This window comes from Amycolatopsis bullii (assembly GCF_014654205.1).
GTDB lineage: Bacteria > Actinomycetota > Actinomycetes > Mycobacteriales > Pseudonocardiaceae > Amycolatopsis > Amycolatopsis plumensis.
Genome location: NZ_BNAW01000004.1, coordinates 56,571 through 72,923 on the forward strand (window position 1 = coordinate 56,571; position 16,353 = coordinate 72,923).

Sequence of the window (16,353 nt, forward strand, 5' to 3'; positions counted from 1 at the left end):
CCTAGGGCGTTTCCCCGGCGGGTGGTTCGGCGGCCGGGGCGTCGAGCCCGGCGATGCCGAGGACGCGGTCGTCGGTGCTGCGCTGGGCGTCCCGCTTGTCGAGGGCGGCGACGGCGTCCTGGTACTCGCCGAGGATGCGCTTCTGGAGGGCGAACATCTCGCGCTCCTCGGCGGGTTCGGCGTGGTCGTAACCCAGGAGGTGGAGCACGCCGTGCACGGTGAGCAGGTGCAGCTCGTCGATCAGGGCGTGGCCCGCGGTCTTGGCCTGGTCCTTGGCGAACGCCGGGCAGAGCACGATGTCCCCGAGCAGCGCCGGTGACGCGTCGGGCGCGTCGGGGCGGCGGGAGGAGTCGAGCTCGTCCATCGGGAAGGCCATCACGTCGGTGGGGCCCGGGAGGTCCATCCAGCGTTCGTGCAGGTCTTCCATGACGTCGAGGGTGACGAGGAGGATGGACAGCTCGGCGAGCGGGCTGACCTCCATCTTGTCGAGGGCGTAGCGGGCGGCGGAGACGATGGACGTCTCGTCGACGTTGACGCCGGACTCGTTGGCGATCTCGATGCTCAACGCCGGTTGCCCTTCCAGCCGTCGTTCTGCTGGGCGTCCTGCACGGCCTGCCACTTCTCGTAGGCGTCGACGATGTCGCCGACGAGCTTGTGCCGGACGACGTCCTGGCTGGTGAGCTCGGCGAAGTGGAGGTCCTCGACGCCGGTGAGGATGTCGCGCACGACGCGCAGGCCGCTGCGCTGCCCGCTGGGCAGGTCGACCTGGGTGATGTCGCCGGTGACGACGATCTTGGACCCGAAGCCGAGCCGGGTGAGGAACATCTTCATCTGCTCGGGCGTGGTGTTCTGGGCCTCGTCGAGGATGATGAAGGCGTCGTTCAGCGTGCGGCCGCGCATGTACGCCAGCGGTGCGATTTCGATCGTGCCGGCCTGCATCAGCCGCGGGATCGACTCCGGCTCGACCATGTCGTGCAGCGCGTCGTAGAGGGGCCGCAGGTACGGGTCGATCTTCTCGTTCAGGGTGCCGGGCAGGTAGCCGAGGCGCTCGCCGGCCTCGACGGCCGGGCGGGTCAGCACGATCCGGGTGACCTGCTTGGCCTGCAGCGCCTGGACGGCTTTCGCCATGGCGAGGTAGGTCTTGCCGGTGCCGGCCGGGCCGATGCCGAAGACGACGGTGTGCTTGTCGATGGCGTCGACGTACCGCTTCTGGTTCAGCGTCTTGGGCCGGATGGTCTTGCCGCGGCGGGAGACGATGTTGAGGCTGAGCACCTCGGCCGGCGAGGCGTCGCCGGTGGAGAGCATGCCGACGGTGCGCCGGACGGTGTCGGGCCCGACCTGCTGGCCGCCGGTGGCGAGCTGCACGAGCTCGGCGAAGACGCGTTCGGCGAACGCGACGTCGGCGGGTGCGCCGGTCAGGGTGACTTCGTTGCCGCGGACGTGCACGTCGGCGGCGAGGAGTTCCTCGGCGACGCGCAGGTTCTCGTCGCGGGAGCCGAGCAGGCTGAGAGCGGCAGTGTCGGGAATGGGGAACCGGGACTGCGCAGCCTGGGCGGAGGCATCCTCGGTCTTGGCGACGTCCCCGGGGACGTCGGGTCGGGCGGCACCACCCGGTACGGTTCCGGCCACGTGGCCTCAGGCCTGCTTTCTCGGTGAGGGACTACGGACCCCACCGATGCTACTGGCACCCACCGACAAGACGCAGGCCGGTTTCCCTAGTCCTGCTCCGGAGCCCCGAACAGCCCGAGCGGCTCCCCGCCGAGAACGTGGGCGTGCACGTGGAAGACGGTCTGCCCGGCATCCTCATCGGTGTTGAAGACGACGCGGTACCCGCTCTCCAGGATGCCCTCGAGCTCGGCAACCTTACGGGCGGTGGCAATGACATCACTCAGCAGCTGCGGATCCCCGGCAGCCAGCTCCGCAACGTTCCGGTACCGCTTCCGAGGCACAACAAGCACATGAACCCGAGCCTGCGCCCGAATATCCCGGAACGCAAAGGTGGTCTCATCCTGGTACACAACGTCAGCAGGGATCTCCCCACCAATGATCCGTTCGAAGAGAGTCTCAGCCTCACTACCGCTCATGCGAGCACCCTATCCACCCCACCCAACACGAGCGAGAAGGCCGAAGGCCGCCGAGCCCGCAAGACGCCCTCACCAACCGGACAACAGCGCAACTCGCGGGGGGTCCGGGGGCGTGCCCCCGGCTGGGGGTCTGGGGGTTTGACCCCCAGAAGAGACAACGAAACCAAACCGCGGCTCGACCCGCGAGCGAAGCGAGCGAGGGAGATGCCGCGGTGGCGGTGAAGCCTGGGGGTCGCCTCACCGCGACCGCGGCGGCCGCCGGACCGAGGGGGGAGGTGCCCGGCGGAGTCTTCTTCCCAGTGGCGCATCCGGATGTTGCACGGTGCGTTAGTAAATGAGAGTAACCGGTCGGAGCGTGATCGCGCCATAACTGGGCGCAAAATTCGCCCGGTTTTTTGGTGATCTACTGCCAACGGGTGGTGAGTGCGCCGAGCGCTCCCAAGGCCACTGCGGCGGCGGTGGAGGTGCGCAGGACCGTCGTCCCGAGCCGGACGGCTCGTGCGCCGGCTTCCTTCAAGACGGCGAGCTCCTCGTCGGTGACCCCGCCCTCGGGTCCCACGACCAGCAGCACGTCTCCGGCGTCGGGCAGCACCAGGTCGGTCAGCCGCTCGGGGACGTCCGACTCCAGCACGATGGCCAGCGACATCGTCGCCACGAGCCCGGCCAGCTCGCCCGTGGTCACCGGCTCGGTGACGTCGGGCACGTGCGCTCGCCGGGCCTGCTTGGCGGCCGCCCGGGCGGTGGAACGCCACCGGGCGAGGGCCTTGTCGCCGCGTCCGCCGTCTTCCCACTTGGCGACGCTGCGGGCCGCCCGCCAGGGGACGATCGCGTCGACCCCGGCCTCGGTGGCGAGTTCGACGGCGAGTTCGCCGCGGTCCCCCTTCGCCAGCGCCTGCGCGACGAGGACCCGCAGCGCCGGTGGCTCTTCGGTCCACGACGACTCGACGGTCAGCGTCACCGAAGCGTCCCGCCCGGCCTGGACGCCCTCGACGACGCACCGGGCCATCGCGCCGGCGCCGTCGGACAGGACCAGCCGCTCGCCGACGCGCAGGCGGCGGACGGTGGCCGCGTGGCGGGCTTCCTCGCCGTCGAGGACGGCACGGCCCGAGGACGGCACCGACGCGGCGAGGAAGACCGGCAGGGTGGTGTCGGGCACGGTCAGCGGTGGTTCTTGGCGCGGAGCTTGGAGAACAGCCCGCCGTGCTTGGTGCCGTTGGACGCCAGCGTCGGGACCTCTTCGCCGCGCTGCTGGGCCAGCTCCACGAGCAGCTCGCGCTGGGCTTCGTCGAGCTTGGTCGGGACCACGACGTCGATGTGGACGTGCAGGTCGCCGCGGCCGTCGACGCGGCCGGAGGACCGCAGCCGCGGCATGCCCTTGCCGGTGAGGACGAGCTCGGCGTTGGGCTGGGTGCCCGGTTCGATGTCGAGGTCGTAGTCGCCGTCGACCAGGGTCGAGATCGGGACCGTGGCACCGAGGGCGGCCGTGGTCATCGGGATGCGGAAGTTGCAGTGCAGGTCGTGGCCCTGCCGGACGAAGACCTCGTGCGGGGTCTCGTCGATCTCGACGTACAGGTCGCCGGCCGGGCCGCCGCCGGGGCCGACCTCGCCCTGGCCGGACAGCCGGATGCGCATACCGTCGCCGACGCCCGGTGGGATCTTCGCGGTGACGTTGCGGCGGGCGCGGATGCGGCCGTCGCCGCCGCACTGGCGGCAGGGGTCGGGGATGACCTCGCCGAAGCCGCGGCAGACCGGGCACGGGCGGGCGGTGACGACCTGGCCGAGGAACGACCGCTGGACGGACTGGACCTCGCCGGCGCCGCCGCAGGTGTCGCAGGTCTTGACCGAGGTGCCCTCGCTGGTGCCCGCGCCGCGGCAGAGGTCGCAGACGATGGCCGTGTCGACGGCGATTTCCTTGTCGACGCCGGTCGCGCACTCCTCGAGGGTGAGGCCGAGCCGGATCAGCGCGTCGGAGCCGGGCTGGACGCGGCTGCGCGGGCCGCGCCCGCGCCCGCCGCCCCCGCCGGCCGCGCCGAAGAAGGCGTCCATGATGTCGCCGAGGCCGCCGAACCCGGCGAACGGGTCGCCGCCACCGCCGCCGCGGGCGCCGCCGTCCATCGGGTCGCCGCCGAGGTCGACGATCTTGCGCTTCTGCGGGTCCGACAGCACTTCGTAGGCCGTCGTGACCTCGGCGAACTTGTGCTGGGCGTCGTCCGACGGGTTGACGTCGGGGTGCAGCTCCCGGGCCAGCTTCCGGTACGCGCGCTTGATCTCCTGATCGCTCGCGTTCTTGGCCACCCCGAGGATGCCGTAGTAGTCCCTCGCCACCGTCTCTGCTTCTCCTTCTGCTCTGCCCGGCTCAGCGGCCGGCCAGGATCTGCCCCACGTAGTTGGCGACCGCCCGCACCGCGGCGATCGTGCCGGGGTAGTCCATCCGGGTCGGGCCGACCACCCCCATGCCGCCGAGCACCACGTCGTCGCGGCCGTAGCCGATCGAGACGACCGAGGTGCTGCGCATCTGCTCGTCCTCATTTTCCTCACCGATGCGCACGGTGATCGCACCGGGGTTGCGCGCCGCGGCCAGCAGCTTGAGCACGACGACCTGTTCCTCGAGCGCCTCGAGGACCTGGCGCAGCGAACCCGGGAAGTCGGCGACGTTCCGCGTGAGGTTCGCGGTGCCGCCGAGCACCAGGCGTTCTTCGGGGTGCTCGGCCAGCGACTCGACCAGCACGGTGGTGATCCGGATCAGCGCGTCCCGCAGCTCGCCGGGCGACTTGTCCGGCAGCTCGGCGACGCGCGCGGCGGCGTCGTTGAGCCGCCGCCCGGACATGGCCGTGTTGAGCACGGTGCGGAGCCGGGCGACGTCTTCTTCGGTGACGACGTCGCCGAGGTCGACCGTGCGCTGGTCGACGCGCCCGTTGTCGGTGATCAGCACCAGCATCAGCCGCGCCGGGGTGAGCGGCACCACTTCGAGGTGCCGCACCTTGGCGTTGGTCAGCATCGGGTACTGGACGACGGCGACCTGCCGGGTCAGCTGCGCGAGCAGCCGGACTGAGCGCTTGAGGACGTCGTCGAGGTCGGTGCCGCTGTCGAGGAAGGTAGTGATGGCGCGGCGCTCGGCCGCGCTCAGCGGCTTGATCTCCGAGAGCCGGTCGACGAAGAGGCGGTAGCCCTTGTCGGTCGGGACGCGGCCGGCACTGGTGTGCGGCTGGGTGATGTAGCCCTCTTCTTCGAGCGTCGCCATGTCGTTGCGCACCGTGGCGCTCGACACACCCAGGTTGTGCCGCTCGACGATCGCCTTGGACCCGACGGGTTCCTGGTTGGACACGTAGTCGGCCACGATCGCGCGCAGCACGTCGAAGCGGCGTTCCTCCGCGTTGGCCACCGGTTCCTCACCTACCTCGCTCGCTGCTCGATCCGAGTTTACGGAAGCCTGAGCCGGTCGCGCTCAACGCGGGCCGCCCGCGCCGGGTAAAGAGCACGCAAACCGGCGCCCATGCATTGTTCTGGAATCAAATTCCCGCTTGAACGGGGAACCGAAAACCGGTTTGCTCCCTCTGATCCCCGTATCATTCCCCGACTGACGAGGTCGCCGTGAACAATTTTGTCCCGGCTTCGGCCGGAATGCCCGAAATCGCCCGCCGCGCGGCCGAGGCGAAGGAGCGGCTGGCCCGGGTCTCGGCGACCGCCACGAGCTCCGACGGGGCCGTCACGGTCACCGTCAACACCGCCGGTGCGCTGCAGGAACTCAGCTTCGGACCGCGTGCGGACGAGCTGCCGCGGACCCGGCTGGCCCAGGCGGTCCTGGCCGCGGCGCGCCGGGCCCAGCTCGACGCGGCCCAGCAGCTGACCGGCATCATGGCGCCGGTGATCGGCGAGCGCAGCGCGGCGATGGAATTCCTCAAGGAACAGATTCCGGCGCCCGAAGTCCCCGCCGAAGAAGTGCGCCGGAAACCGCCGTCCGACGACGACTTCGGCGGCCCGATCCTGCGCCGGGGGCTCTGATGGCGATGAAGGTCGACTTCGACGTCCTCGGCGGCCACGAGGACGAGATCCGCGAGATCGCCGCCCAGGTCCAGCAGGCGCTCGACGCCGCGGGCACCGCGCAGGCCCTCGACTTCGACGCGTTCGGTCTGGTCGGGCAGGTCTTCGCACTCCCCATCCAGGCGTGGATCGACACGGCCGACAGCTTCCTCGCCGCGGCCGTCGAAGCCGGCCACGAAGTCGCGGACCGGGTGAAGACCGCGCACACGGCGTTCCGCGAGCACGAGGACAGGACAAAGTGCCTGATCGAAGGCATCGGCAAGGAGCTGCCCGCATGACGGAGAATGCGCTGGTCGCCACGGCGGAGTCGCCGGGCGGCTTCTGGAGCGGCATGGGCGACGGTTCGAAGGGCGAGCTGGACAACCTCAATGCGCAGACGGGCGGCGCGGGCATCTTCAGCGACGCCGCGTCGACGCTCACCGATGCTCGCAACGGCGACTGGGGCAACCTCGCCATGGACGTCGGCACCGACGCCCTCGACCTGCTCGGCGCGGCGATGGACCCGCTCGGGACCCTGGCGAGCGCGGGTGTCGGCTGGCTGATCGAGCACATCAGCTTCCTCAAGGACGGCCTCGACAAGCTCGCCGGCAAGCCCGAAGCCATCACCGCCAAGGCCGTGACCTGGACGAACATCGCGAAGCAGCTCACCGAGACGGCCGAGAGCTACGAGCAGACGGCGAAGAAGGTCGGGCAGTCGTTCAGCGACTGCGGCTCCGCGGAGGCCTACCAGCGGACGGCCGAGAGCTACGTCGGCGTCCTGCGCGGCGCGGCTTCGCACGCCCAAGGCGCGTCGACGGCGATGAACGTCGGCGCGGCACTGGTCGGCACCGAGCGCGGGCTGATCAGGGACATGATCTCGTCGTTCGTGGGCGAGCTGATCGTCAAGGCGCTGGCCGCGCTGGCGGCGTCGTGGTGCACCTTCGGCGGGACGATCGCGGCGTTCATCGCGGACACGGTCATCGAGGGCGGCGTGCTGGCGGAGAAGATCAGCACGCGCATCGCGAAGATCGTCGAGAAGCTGGAGGGCCTGGCCAAGGGCGCGGGCAAGTCCAAGGCGGCCCTCGAAGGGGCGGCGAACGCGCTGAAGAAGGCCGGGAAGGCGGCCGACCGGATCGTGGACAAGAGCGTCGAGACGGCGGCGGGCATCGAGCGCCGGGCGAACGAGCTGAAGCAGGCGGGCCGCGAGGCGAAGTCCGCCGAGGAGACGGCGAAGGGCTGGAGCGACGCCGCCAAGGAGCACGTTCCCGGCCGGGAGAAACTCGAAGGACCGGGCAAGTACTCCGAGGAGGGCCGCAGCGTCCTGAACCAGCACAAGGTCCTCGACCCGAACGAGAAGGTGCACTGGAACACCGCCGACACCATCGGCGTGGCGACCGAGGGCCGCCGCCAAGAGAACGAGCAGTACGACCGCTACCACGAGGCCGAGGAGGCCTACGAGAAGGAGCACCCCGAGTGAACGACCGGCCCGAGGTGGAACTGGCCAACCGCAACGGCCGCCTCCACCCCGCGCAGCGCGGCGCGCTGCTCGACCTGACCTTCTGGCTGACGGCGGCGGTCGTCATCGCCGGTCTCGTGGTGACGGTGAGCCTCGCCCTCGTGGCCACGACCGCGGGCGAGGTGCTGGGCACCGTTGTCCCGCTCCTGGCGATCACCGGCTGGTTCGCGTTCGTCTGCTGGCGCCGCCTGGCCGACGCCTTCGGTGGACGGCTGGCCGTGGTCACGGGCTGGACGCACGACTTCGGCACCGCGCGTCTCACCGACGAGTACCCGATCGGCCTGCACCGCAGCCCGGAGGGGTTCAAGAGCCTCGAGTCGTTCAGCCTCCGCGCCGGCGGCCGGACCTACCCGCTGGAGCGCAAGCTCCGCGAGCGGATCCGGCCCGACCGGGTCAACACCGTCCTGATCGCCCCGCGGTCGAAGGTCCTGATCAACGTCCTCCCGGCTTAGGACGGGCACTTTCACGGGAAAGTGCCCCCGTCAGCGGCGCGCTTCGATCACCAGGTCCCCGCGGGTCACCTTGCGGAGGTGGTCGCCGGCGAGCACGTCGTGCGGGTAGCCCAGCTCGATCGCGGAGACCTCCTCCAGGCGAGCCAGGTGCGCGGCGGTGAAGGCGACCTCCAGCGCGCCCAGGTTGTCCTCCAGCTGCGCGGGGGTGCGAGCACCGACGATCGGGGCCGTCACCGCCGGGTTCCGCAGCGTCCAGGCCAGCCCGGCCTGGGCCGGCGTGCAGTCGAGCTCGGCGGCCACCTCCGTCACCACCTCGGCTATCGCGAGGTTCCGCTCGGTCACCATGCCCAGCCCGGCGTTGAAGCCCGCGCGGGTCCCGGGTTCCGGCGCGGCCGGGTCGGCGCGGCGGTACTTGCCGGTGAGCAGGCCGCCGGCCAGCGGCGAGTACGGGATCACGCCCAAGCCGAGCGCCCGGGCCATCGGGATCAGGTCCCGCTCGCCGGCCCGGTTGACGAGGTTGTATTCGATCTGCAGCGCGACCAGCGGCGCCCAGCCGCGCAGGTCGGCGATCGCCTGCATGCGGGAGACCTCCCACGCCGGGGCGTTGGACATCGCCACGTACAGGACCTTGCCCTGGCGCACCAGATCGTCCAGCCCGCGCAGGATCTCCTCGACCGGCGTCGTGAAGTCCCAGACGTGCAGGTAGAGCAGGTCGACGTAGTCCGTGCCCAGCTGCCGCAGGCTGGCCTCCACCGACGCGAACAGGCTCTTGCGGTGCGGGCCCCCGGAATTCGGGTCGCCGGGCCTGCGCAACGTCGAGTACTTCGTCGCCAGCACCAGGCGCTCGCGGCGCCCGCGCGCGAACTCGCCGAGCAGGCGCTCCGAGCTGCCGTCGGTGTAGGTGTTCGCGGTGTCGACGAAGTTGCCGCCGCGCTCGACGTAGGTGTCGAACAGCTTGCGCGCCTCGTCCTTCTCCGCGCCCCAGCCCCACTCGGTGCCGAAGGTCGCCGTGCCCAGGGCCAGCGGGGACACCCGCAGCCCGGACCGGCCCAGCAGCCGGTAGGTGTCGAGGGTGAGGGACATCGGTCCTCCTGTGCTCGTGATCCGTCGGGCACCAGCCTGTGCGCACCGCGGACCGGGGGTAAGGGAGCGGGCTTCCTGGGAACACGAGTCCCACCCGCGGCGGTTGGACCGGACATGATCACCCCGACCGGCGAGCTGGCCGCGTTCCTGCGGACCCGGCGCGAGCGCCTGGACCCGCGCGACCTCGGCCTGCCCGCGCGCCGGCAGGCCCGGCGGACTCCGGGGCTGCGCCGCGAAGAGGTGGCCGAACTGGCCGGCGTCAGCACCGACTACGTCGTGCGGCTGGAGCAGGGGCGCGGCCTGCGGCCCTCGGCGGACGTGGTGGCGGCGCTGTCCCGGGCGCTGCGCCTGAGCCCCGCCGAACGCGCCTACCTCTTCAATCTGACCGGGCAGCGCCCGCGTGCCGCCACCGAGCCCGCCACCGCCGCGGTGCCGTCACTGGCCCGGCTGGTCGCCGACCTGTCGCCGCTGCCGGCCATGCTGATGAACCACCGCTACGACGTCCTGTCCTGGAACGGCGAGATGGCGGCACTGCTGCTGGACTTCGGCACCCTGCCACCGTCGCGGCGCAACGCGATGTGGGTGTGCCTGCGGCACCCGGAGATCCGCGAGTCCTACGTCGACCGCGAGCGCGTGGTGCGCGAGGGCATCGCCCACCTGCGCACCGCGTGGGCCGCCCACCCGGAAGATCCGGCGTTGCTCGGCCTCATCGCCGAATGCCTCCGGGACGAGGACTTCGCGCGGCTGTGGGCCGAGCGGGACGTCGAGGCCACCGGCCGCGGGAGCAAGGTGCTGCGCCATCCCGCGGCCGGCGTCCTCGCGGTGGACTTCGAAGTGCTCCTGCCCATCCAGGACACCGATCAGCGGGTGCTGATCGGCCGTCCCGCGGACGAGGCGAGCCGGGCCGCGCTCAGGAGTTGCGTGGGAAGCCCAGGTTGACCCCGGCGTGCGAGCGGTCCGGCCAGCGCGAGGTGACCACCTTCGTCCGGGTGAAGAAGTGGAACCCCTCCGGCCCGTACGCGTGGCTGTCGCCGAACAGCGAGTCCTTCCAGCCGCCGAAGGAGTAGTACCCGACCGGGACCGGGATCGGGACGTTGACCCCGACCATGCCCACCTCGACCTCGTTCTGGAACCGCCGCGCGGCCGCGCCGTCGCCGGTGAAGATCGCCACTCCGTTGCCGTACGGGTTGGCGTTGACCAGCTCCAAAGCCTCGTCGTACGAAGCCGTCCGCGCGACCGACAGCACCGGGCCGAAGATCTCGTCCGTGTAGATCGACATGTCGGTGCGGACGTGGTCGAACAGCGTCGGGCCGAGCCAGAAGCCGTCGCCGGGCACCTCGATCCCCCGGCCGTCCACCACCAGCGAAGCACCGGCCGTCACCCCGGCGTCCACATAGGACGAAACCCGGCTGTGGTGCGCCGCCGTCACCAGCGGGCCCATCTCCGACTCCGGGTCGCGGCCGTCGCCGACGCGCAGCCGGGACATCCGCTCGGTGATCTTCGCGACGAGAGCGTCGCCGACCGGGTCGACGGCCACCACCACCGACACCGCCATGCACCGCTCCCCCGCCGAGCCGAACCCGGCCGACACCGCGGCGTCGGCAGCGAGGTCGAGGTCGGCGTCCGGCAGCACCACCATGTGGTTCTTCGCCCCGCCGAGGGCCTGGACGCGCTTGCCGTGCCGGGTGCCGGTTTCGTAGACGTACCGCGCGATCGGCGTCGACCCGACGAACGAGATCGCCTTGACGTCCGAGTGGGTCAGCAGCCCGTCGACGGCCACCTTGTCGCCGTGCAGCACGTTGAGCGCGCCCGCGGGCAGCCCGGCCTCGGCGAACAGCTCCGCGATGAACACCGCCGCCGACGGGTCCTTCTCGCTCGGCTTGAGCACGACGGTGTTCCCGCAGGCCAGCGCGTTGGGAACGAACCACAGCGGCACCATGGCCGGGAAGTTGAACGGCGAGATCACGCCGACCACGCCCAGCGGCTGGGCGATCGAATAGACGTCGACGCCGGTGGAGGCGTTCTCGCTGAACCCGCCCTTGAGCAGCTGGGCGGCGCCGCAGGCGAACTCGACGTTCTCGATCGCGCGGGCGATCTCGCCGGCCGCGTCGGACTCGACCTTGCCGTGCTCGCTGGTGATGATCTTCGCCAGCTCGTGCTTGCGGGCGGACAACAGCTCGCGGAAGGCGAACAGCACCCGCGTCCGGCCGGCCAGTGACGTCCCGCGCCAGCCCGGCAGCGCCGCCTTGGCCGCGGCGACGGCCGCTTCGACCTCGGCGTCACCGGCGAAGTCGACGTGCGCCCGGACTTCCCCGGTGGCCGGGTCGAAGACCTCGCCGGACCGCGCGGCGGTCCCGGTGAACGACTTGCCGTCGATCCAGTGGCTGATGCGGTCGGTCACGGCGGGCACTCCTCGCGTTCGGCAACATCCCGACACGAGTCTCCGTGCGAGCGCCACGCCAGGCCATCGGCAACGTGTACGGACTCGCCGTCGCGGCCGTACAGTCTGTCCCTGCCGATCACTCGAGGAGCCATGTACCCGACCGTCGCCGAGGTCCTCGCGCTGCCGGTGCTGCGCCAGGGCCGCCCGCACGTCGTCGCCGGCGCCGCCGGGCTCGACGCGCCGGTGCGCTGGGCGCACGTCGCCGAGGTCGCCGACATCGCGCACCTGCTGCGCGGCGGCGAGCTGGTGCTGACCACCGGCGTCGCGCTGCCCGACGACGGCCGGGCGCTCGCCCGGTACGTCGCCGACCTGGCCGGGGTGGGTGCCGCCGGTGTCGTGGTCGAGCTGGTCCGGCACTGGAGCGACAAGCTGCCCGCCGCGCTGGTCGGCGCGGCCGAGGAGCACAACCTCCCCTTGGTGACGCTCTCGCGCGAGACGCGGTTCGTGAGCGTCACCGAGGCGGTGAACGGCCAGATCGTCGACGCCCAGGTCGCCGAGCTGCGCGCCGCCGAGCGCGTGCACGAGACGTTCACCGCGCTGACGGTCGCGGGCGCCGAACCCGGCGTCGTCCTGGGCGAGGTCGCCCGGCTCACCGAGCAGCCGGTGGTGCTGGAGACGCTGTCGCACGAGGTCCTCGCCTACGACGCGGCCGGCACCGACCCGGCCGAGCTGCTCACCGGCTGGCCGTCCCGCTCACGGGTGGTCCAGGTCGGCGAGCGCACCGGCTACCACCCGGGTTCGGGCTGGCTGGTGACCGTGGTCGGCGCGCGCGGGCACGACTGGGGACGGCTGATCCTGGTCTGCGCCGACCAGCCGCCGCACCGCCACCGGGTGGTCGCCGAGCGCGCCGCGTCCGCGCTGGCCGTGCACCGGCTGGTCGCGAAGGATTCCGACGGTCTCGAGCGCCAGGCCCACCGCGCGGTGCTCGCCGAGCTGCTGGCGTCCCCGGCGCCGACGGCCGAGCTGCTGGCCAGGGCCTCGGCGCTGGCCGTGCCGCTGCCCGGACGGCAGCTGGTCGGGCTGGCGGTCCGGCCGCGGCTGACCGGGACCGCGCGACCGGCGCTGTCGACGCCGCCGGTGCTGCGCGAGCTGGCCGAGGCGACGGTGCTCGCGGCCCGCCGCGCGAAGGTGTCGGCGCTGGTGGCGACGGACGACCTCGGCGTGCGAGCCCTGCTCGCGCTGTCCCCGGAGGCGAACGCCGACGCCGTCCTGCACCGGCTCGCCACCGACGTCCACGAGGCCCGCGCCAGCGCGCCGGGCGTGCTCGCGGTCGGCACGACGGTGACGTCCCCCGCCGACGCCCGCCGGACGTTGCTGGAAGCGGGCCAGGTCGCGGCGGCGGCCCTCGGCACGGGGGCCGAACGGGTGCTGCACCGCCTGTCGGACGTCCGCCTGCGCGGCCTCCTGCACCTGCTGTCCGGCGACGAGCGCGTGACGGCGTTCGCCTTCCGCGAGCTGGGCCCGCTGCTGCAGCGCGACGCCGCGACGGGCAGCCGTCTGCTGCAGGCGTTGCGCCATTACTGCGAGCAGGGCGGCAACAAGTCGGCGGCGGCCGCGGCGGCCCACACCTCCCGGACGGCGTACTACCAGCAGCTCGCCCGGATCGAGCAGGTCCTCGGGGTGCGGCTGGAGGAGCCGGAGTCGATGTTGTCGCTGTACGTCGCCCTGCTGGCGTGGGACCTCACCCGGCCGAGCGAAGAAGACTCACCCGGACGTGCAGCACAGTGATCGGCGCCGGACGGCCGATGACACCGATATGGCCCTGATCCCCTTCGCAGCATGCTTGCTGAGCATCGGCTGTCTGGCGCCGGCGCAACCCCCGGCCTCGACGCTGCAGCTGACCACCCACGACACCGCCGGCCGGATCGGCTCGGTGGTCCTGACGTGCGACCCGGCGGGCGGCACGCACCCCAAGCGCGACAAGGCGTGCGCGGTGCTGTCGGCAGCCGACGGCGACTTTTCGCGGATCACCGCGCGGCACCAGGCGTGCACGCTGATCTACGCCCCGGTGGAGGCGACGGCGATCGGGACGTGGCGCGGGAAACCGGTGTCGTTCAGCACGACGTACGCGAACCGCTGCGAGGCCGATCGCGACTCGGACGAGGTCTTCGCTTTCTGACGCAGCTCTGCGACAGCGGAACGGCATCACCCGATGGGGCACGGCCTGCCGCGGGGCAGGCTGTGCCCCATGTCACCACCGATTGCGACGCCCCGGGCCCGCGCGCTGGGGTTCGGGATGAAGAGAGCCAGGCAGGCGCGGAACCTGAAAGTTCGGGAACTGGGCCGGTTGATCGACGTGCTGCCGCAGAACATCTCGAACTGGGAGAGCGGCAAACGCATCCCGAAGATCGAAGAGGTCGCCACGATCCTCACCGCGCTGCGGGTCGACGCGGGCGAACGCACCCGGCTCCTGGAGCTGGCCCGCAACGCCAACGAGCCCAACTGGCTCGAGCAGCACGCCCCGCCCAAGCTGGCGACCTTCGTCGAGTACGAGCAGACCGCCGCAGCGATGTCGGAATGGGCGACCGGGCTGATGCCGGGACTGCTGCAGACTCCCGCCTACATCAAGGCCCTCTTCACTTCCACGGCGCTGCCCCCGCGGGAGATCGAGACCCGCGTGATGATCAGGATCACTCGCCGCGAAGTGCTGACCGGCTACCCGCCTCTGGAGTACCGCGCCCTGCTCAGCGAATCCGTGCTGCGCCAGAACATCGGCGGGCCGCAGGTGATGGCTGAGCAGCTTCGCCACCTGCTCAGCATCGCCCGCGCCCGCAACGTTTCGGTGCGCATCGTCCCCGGTGGCATCGGCTACCACCCCGGCCTCTACGGGCCTTTCGTCATCTTCGACTTCCACGACCTGCCGCCGATCGTGCATCTCGAGCACTATCGCGGCAGCGGCTATGTCTACGATCAGAACCACCTGGCCGACTACCGCGCGGCCATGCAGGACTTGTCCGCCCTGGCGCTCGGCGAACCCGAATCGCTCCAGCTCGTCCAGGGGGTGATCTCGGAACTGGAGGCCTGAAATGCCGGATGCCACCTGGCGGAAGTCATCTCACAGCGGCGAAGAGACCAACTGCGTCGAGGTGCGGCTCGCGGGGCTGTCGCAGATCCGCGACACGAAAGACCGCGCGGGCGGCACACTCTCCGTTACCACCCGATCGTGGGAAGCGCTGGTCGCCTCGTTGAGCGCGCGGAAGCCGCCGGGCCGCCCCCACGACGGTCCGGTGGCTTCCGCGTAACTCTTAACCACGCGCCCTCGGCCGGTGCGGTTCAGCGGCAGCCGGCCGGTGAGCCGAGTGTCACGTCGCGCGCCGCCGAACGGCTGAGGTTCCACGCCGGCCAGCCGTCCGGGGTGTCGCCGTGCAGCACCTGGCTCAGCACGCACGTGCGCAGCGGTTCCGGCAGGCGGGCCGACACCACCGGGACCACGTCGGCCGAAAACCGGGCCAGGTAGCGGTCGTCGAGGGGCTTGCCGGCGGCCGCGCGGTCGAGGTTGGCGTCGGCGATGAGGCGTTCCGGGTCGAGGACGGCCAGCACCAGCAGCGCCGCCGCGGCCGTGCCGATCGCCGCGCGCGGCAGCCACGCCGGGCGCAGCCGGACCAGGGCCAGCAGGACCAGCACGAACACCGCGCCGAACCACAGTTCGCAGACCTCGACCAGCAGCCGCAGCACGGTGAAGCCGTACGCCTCCTGATACGTCCACATGCGACTCAACGCCGAACCGACGAGCACCAGGGTCAGCGCGCTGAGCGTCCCGAGCAGGACACGCTGGCGGAGCCGGTCGGCCTTCGTCGCGTTCGGCGCCCACCGCAGCGCCGCGGCGACGATCACCAGCGTCAGGACGGTGACGGCGCACAGCTGCCAGAAGCCGCCGCGGGCGTACTCCGCGGAAGTCAGGTTGCCGGTGCGCAGGACGTATTCGGTGCCACCGAACAGCACGACCAGGCGCACCGCGACGAAAACCCCGAAAATTCCCACGAGAACGCCGAGCGGAATCGTCCACTCCAGACCGTATTTAGTCCGATGTGGACGTTCGGCCGACGCGCGGGGCGCCGGTGCCGCGAGGAAGTAGCAGGCCCCGGCCGCGACCGAGGTGACGACGGCGAAGACCGAGCACCACCGCACGAGCGTCGCCACGCTGAGCTCCGGGAGCACGGCGTTGACCACGGCCGCGAAGGCCGCGTCGGCACTGGCGAGCAGCGGCACGAAGACCCCGACGAGCCCGGCGGCGGCGAGCACGGCGAGCGCGATCCGCCGGGCCACCCCGTCCCGGCGGGCGGCGAAGCGCCCGGCCCCGCGCCCGACCCACGGAACGGCCCGGACGGCCTCGATCGGGACGGCCAGCATGTCGTAGAGAACGGAGTGCACGGTCCGCTCCCCGACGACGGCCAGCGACCCGGCCACGACGGCGGCGATGACGCAGAGGACGAACAGCCACTCCGACGCCCGCAGGGCCCCCATGGCGAGCAGCGCGAGGGCGAGCCCCGCCCACCCGGCATTGCGCCAGGTCAACGCCCCCGGCTTCCCGTCCCGAGACCGCCGATCGGCCACCACGACGGCGGCGGCCACGGCCAGCCCGGAGAGAAGCCACCCGATCCCGGGCCGGTCGACGGGCAGCAGGAGAGCGCCCGCCACCCCGGCAAGCCCGGCGGCGGGCAGAACCGCGGACGGCAGCGGAACAACCGCGGACTTGGGCGGCGGCAGCGGCTGAAGGAGAACGGGGGGAGCGGCCACGGCCACCCCACCACCGGC

Annotated in this window: 18 protein-coding genes; 9 read left to right on the top strand and 9 right to left on the bottom strand. The window is 71.7% G+C overall.

The window, feature by feature from the left end; all coding sequences use genetic code 11:
- Position 1: 1 nt before the first annotated feature.
- The 6 genes from ybeY to hrcA all read right to left on the bottom strand — a co-directional run bounded on the left by ybeY (position 2) and on the right by hrcA (position 5,466).
- Positions 2-565 (bottom strand): rRNA maturation RNase YbeY, encoded by a 564-nt coding sequence (gene ybeY, locus IE317_RS06975; protein WP_191307440.1) that lies wholly within the window; start codon positions 563-565, stop codon positions 2-4.
- Positions 562-1,629 carry a PhoH family protein gene (locus IE317_RS06980; RefSeq protein WP_191307442.1) on the bottom strand — a complete coding sequence of 356 codons (1,068 nt, stop codon included), beginning with the start codon at positions 1,627-1,629 and terminating at the stop codon, positions 562-564. The genes ybeY and IE317_RS06980 overlap by 4 nt, the downstream gene beginning before the upstream one ends.
- An 86-nt stretch (positions 1,630-1,715) precedes the next feature.
- Complete coding sequence (locus IE317_RS06985) at positions 1,716-2,084, bottom strand: histidine triad nucleotide-binding protein (protein WP_191307444.1); 369 nt, start codon at positions 2,082-2,084, stop codon at positions 1,716-1,718.
- A gap of 403 nt (positions 2,085-2,487) precedes the next feature.
- Positions 2,488-3,240 (bottom strand): 16S rRNA (uracil(1498)-N(3))-methyltransferase, encoded by a 753-nt coding sequence (locus IE317_RS06990; protein ID WP_191307446.1) that lies wholly within the window; start codon positions 3,238-3,240, stop codon positions 2,488-2,490.
- 2 nt (positions 3,241-3,242) lie between these two features.
- Positions 3,243-4,409, bottom strand: coding sequence for a molecular chaperone DnaJ (dnaJ, locus tag IE317_RS06995; protein ID WP_191307448.1), 1,167 nt, complete (start codon positions 4,407-4,409; stop codon positions 3,243-3,245).
- Between the two features lie 31 nt (positions 4,410-4,440).
- Entirely contained in the window at positions 4,441-5,466 is a 1,026-nt protein-coding gene (gene hrcA, locus IE317_RS07000) for a heat-inducible transcriptional repressor HrcA (RefSeq protein ID WP_191307451.1), read from the bottom strand.
- Positions 5,467-5,675: 209 nt separating this feature from the next.
- Here hrcA and IE317_RS07005 point away from each other — a divergent pair, with 209 nt between their 5' ends.
- Genes IE317_RS07005 through IE317_RS07020 form a run of 4 tightly spaced genes read left to right on the top strand, consistent with a single transcriptional unit; the run spans position 5,676 to position 8,072 of the window.
- Positions 5,676-6,086: a YbaB/EbfC family nucleoid-associated protein gene (locus IE317_RS07005; protein ID WP_229902521.1), complete on the top strand. Its 411-nt coding sequence runs from the start codon at positions 5,676-5,678 to the stop codon at positions 6,084-6,086.
- Positions 6,086-6,403, top strand: coding sequence for a type VII secretion target (locus IE317_RS07010; RefSeq protein ID WP_191307453.1), 318 nt, complete (start codon positions 6,086-6,088; stop codon positions 6,401-6,403). Before IE317_RS07005 ends, IE317_RS07010 begins: the two co-directional genes overlap by 1 nt.
- Positions 6,400-7,581, top strand: a complete 1,182-nt coding sequence (locus IE317_RS07015) for a PPE domain-containing protein (RefSeq protein ID WP_191307455.1) — start codon at positions 6,400-6,402, stop codon at positions 7,579-7,581. Before IE317_RS07010 ends, IE317_RS07015 begins: the two co-directional genes overlap by 4 nt.
- Positions 7,578-8,072, top strand: coding sequence for a hypothetical protein (locus IE317_RS07020; protein WP_191307457.1), 495 nt, complete (start codon positions 7,578-7,580; stop codon positions 8,070-8,072). The genes IE317_RS07015 and IE317_RS07020 overlap by 4 nt, the downstream gene beginning before the upstream one ends.
- 30 nt (positions 8,073-8,102) lie before the next feature.
- On the opposite strand, the gene IE317_RS07025 is transcribed toward IE317_RS07020, so the two are convergent.
- Complete coding sequence (locus tag IE317_RS07025) at positions 8,103-9,155, bottom strand: aldo/keto reductase (protein WP_191307459.1); 1,053 nt, start codon at positions 9,153-9,155, stop codon at positions 8,103-8,105.
- A 114-nt stretch (positions 9,156-9,269) separates the two neighbouring features.
- Here IE317_RS07025 and IE317_RS07030 point away from each other — a divergent pair, with 114 nt between their 5' ends.
- Entirely contained in the window at positions 9,270-10,094 is an 825-nt protein-coding gene (locus tag IE317_RS07030) for a helix-turn-helix domain-containing protein (RefSeq protein ID WP_191307461.1), read from the top strand.
- Here IE317_RS07030 and IE317_RS07035 read toward each other — a convergent pair.
- The gene (locus IE317_RS07035) at positions 10,066-11,556 is read right to left on the bottom strand and encodes a CoA-acylating methylmalonate-semialdehyde dehydrogenase (RefSeq protein ID WP_191307464.1); all 1,491 of its coding nucleotides are present in this window, start codon (positions 11,554-11,556) and stop codon (positions 10,066-10,068) included. The genes IE317_RS07030 and IE317_RS07035 overlap by 29 nt on opposite strands.
- Before the next feature lie 132 nt (positions 11,557-11,688).
- Between IE317_RS07035 and IE317_RS07040 the strand changes: the two genes are divergently transcribed.
- From IE317_RS07040 to IE317_RS07055, 4 genes are all read left to right on the top strand, one after another.
- Positions 11,689-13,326: a PucR family transcriptional regulator gene (locus tag IE317_RS07040; protein WP_191307466.1), complete on the top strand. Its 1,638-nt coding sequence runs from the start codon at positions 11,689-11,691 to the stop codon at positions 13,324-13,326.
- Positions 13,327-13,381: 55 nt separating this feature from the next.
- A complete protein-coding gene (locus IE317_RS07045) occupies positions 13,382-13,717 on the top strand; it encodes an SSI family serine proteinase inhibitor (RefSeq protein WP_373308981.1) in 336 nt (111 codons plus the stop codon).
- Positions 13,718-13,786: 69 nt separating this feature from the next.
- A complete protein-coding gene (locus tag IE317_RS07050; RefSeq protein WP_229902522.1) occupies positions 13,787-14,623 on the top strand; it encodes a helix-turn-helix domain-containing protein in 837 nt (278 codons plus the stop codon).
- A 1-nt stretch (position 14,624) separates the two neighbouring features.
- A complete protein-coding gene (locus IE317_RS07055; RefSeq protein WP_191307471.1) occupies positions 14,625-14,840 on the top strand; it encodes a DUF397 domain-containing protein in 216 nt (71 codons plus the stop codon).
- 31 nt (positions 14,841-14,871) lie between these two features.
- On the opposite strand, the gene IE317_RS07060 is transcribed toward IE317_RS07055, so the two are convergent.
- Positions 14,872-16,341 (bottom strand): DUF4153 domain-containing protein, encoded by a 1,470-nt coding sequence (locus IE317_RS07060; RefSeq protein WP_229902523.1) that lies wholly within the window; start codon positions 16,339-16,341, stop codon positions 14,872-14,874.
- Between the last annotated feature and the right edge of the window lie 12 nt (positions 16,342-16,353).

Excerpts from the sequence above, each read along its gene's own strand:
- IE317_RS06985 (WP_191307444.1), bottom strand. The coding sequence starts at position 2,084 with ATGAGCGGTAGTGAGGCTGAGACTCTCTTCGAACGGATCATTGGTGGG.
- IE317_RS07010 (WP_191307453.1), top strand. The coding sequence starts at position 6,086 with ATGGCGATGAAGGTCGACTTCGACGTCCTCGGCGGCCACGAGGACGAG.
- IE317_RS07015 (WP_191307455.1), top strand. The coding sequence starts at position 6,400 with ATGACGGAGAATGCGCTGGTCGCCACGGCGGAGTCGCCGGGCGGCTTC.
- IE317_RS07025 (WP_191307459.1), bottom strand. The coding sequence starts at position 9,155 with ATGTCCCTCACCCTCGACACCTACCGGCTGCTGGGCCGGTCCGGGCTG.
- IE317_RS07030 (WP_191307461.1), top strand. The coding sequence starts at position 9,270 with ATGATCACCCCGACCGGCGAGCTGGCCGCGTTCCTGCGGACCCGGCGC.
- IE317_RS07040 (WP_191307466.1), top strand. The coding sequence starts at position 11,689 with ATGTACCCGACCGTCGCCGAGGTCCTCGCGCTGCCGGTGCTGCGCCAG.
- IE317_RS07050 (WP_229902522.1), top strand. The coding sequence starts at position 13,787 with ATGTCACCACCGATTGCGACGCCCCGGGCCCGCGCGCTGGGGTTCGGG.
- IE317_RS07055 (WP_191307471.1), top strand. The coding sequence starts at position 14,625 with ATGCCGGATGCCACCTGGCGGAAGTCATCTCACAGCGGCGAAGAGACC.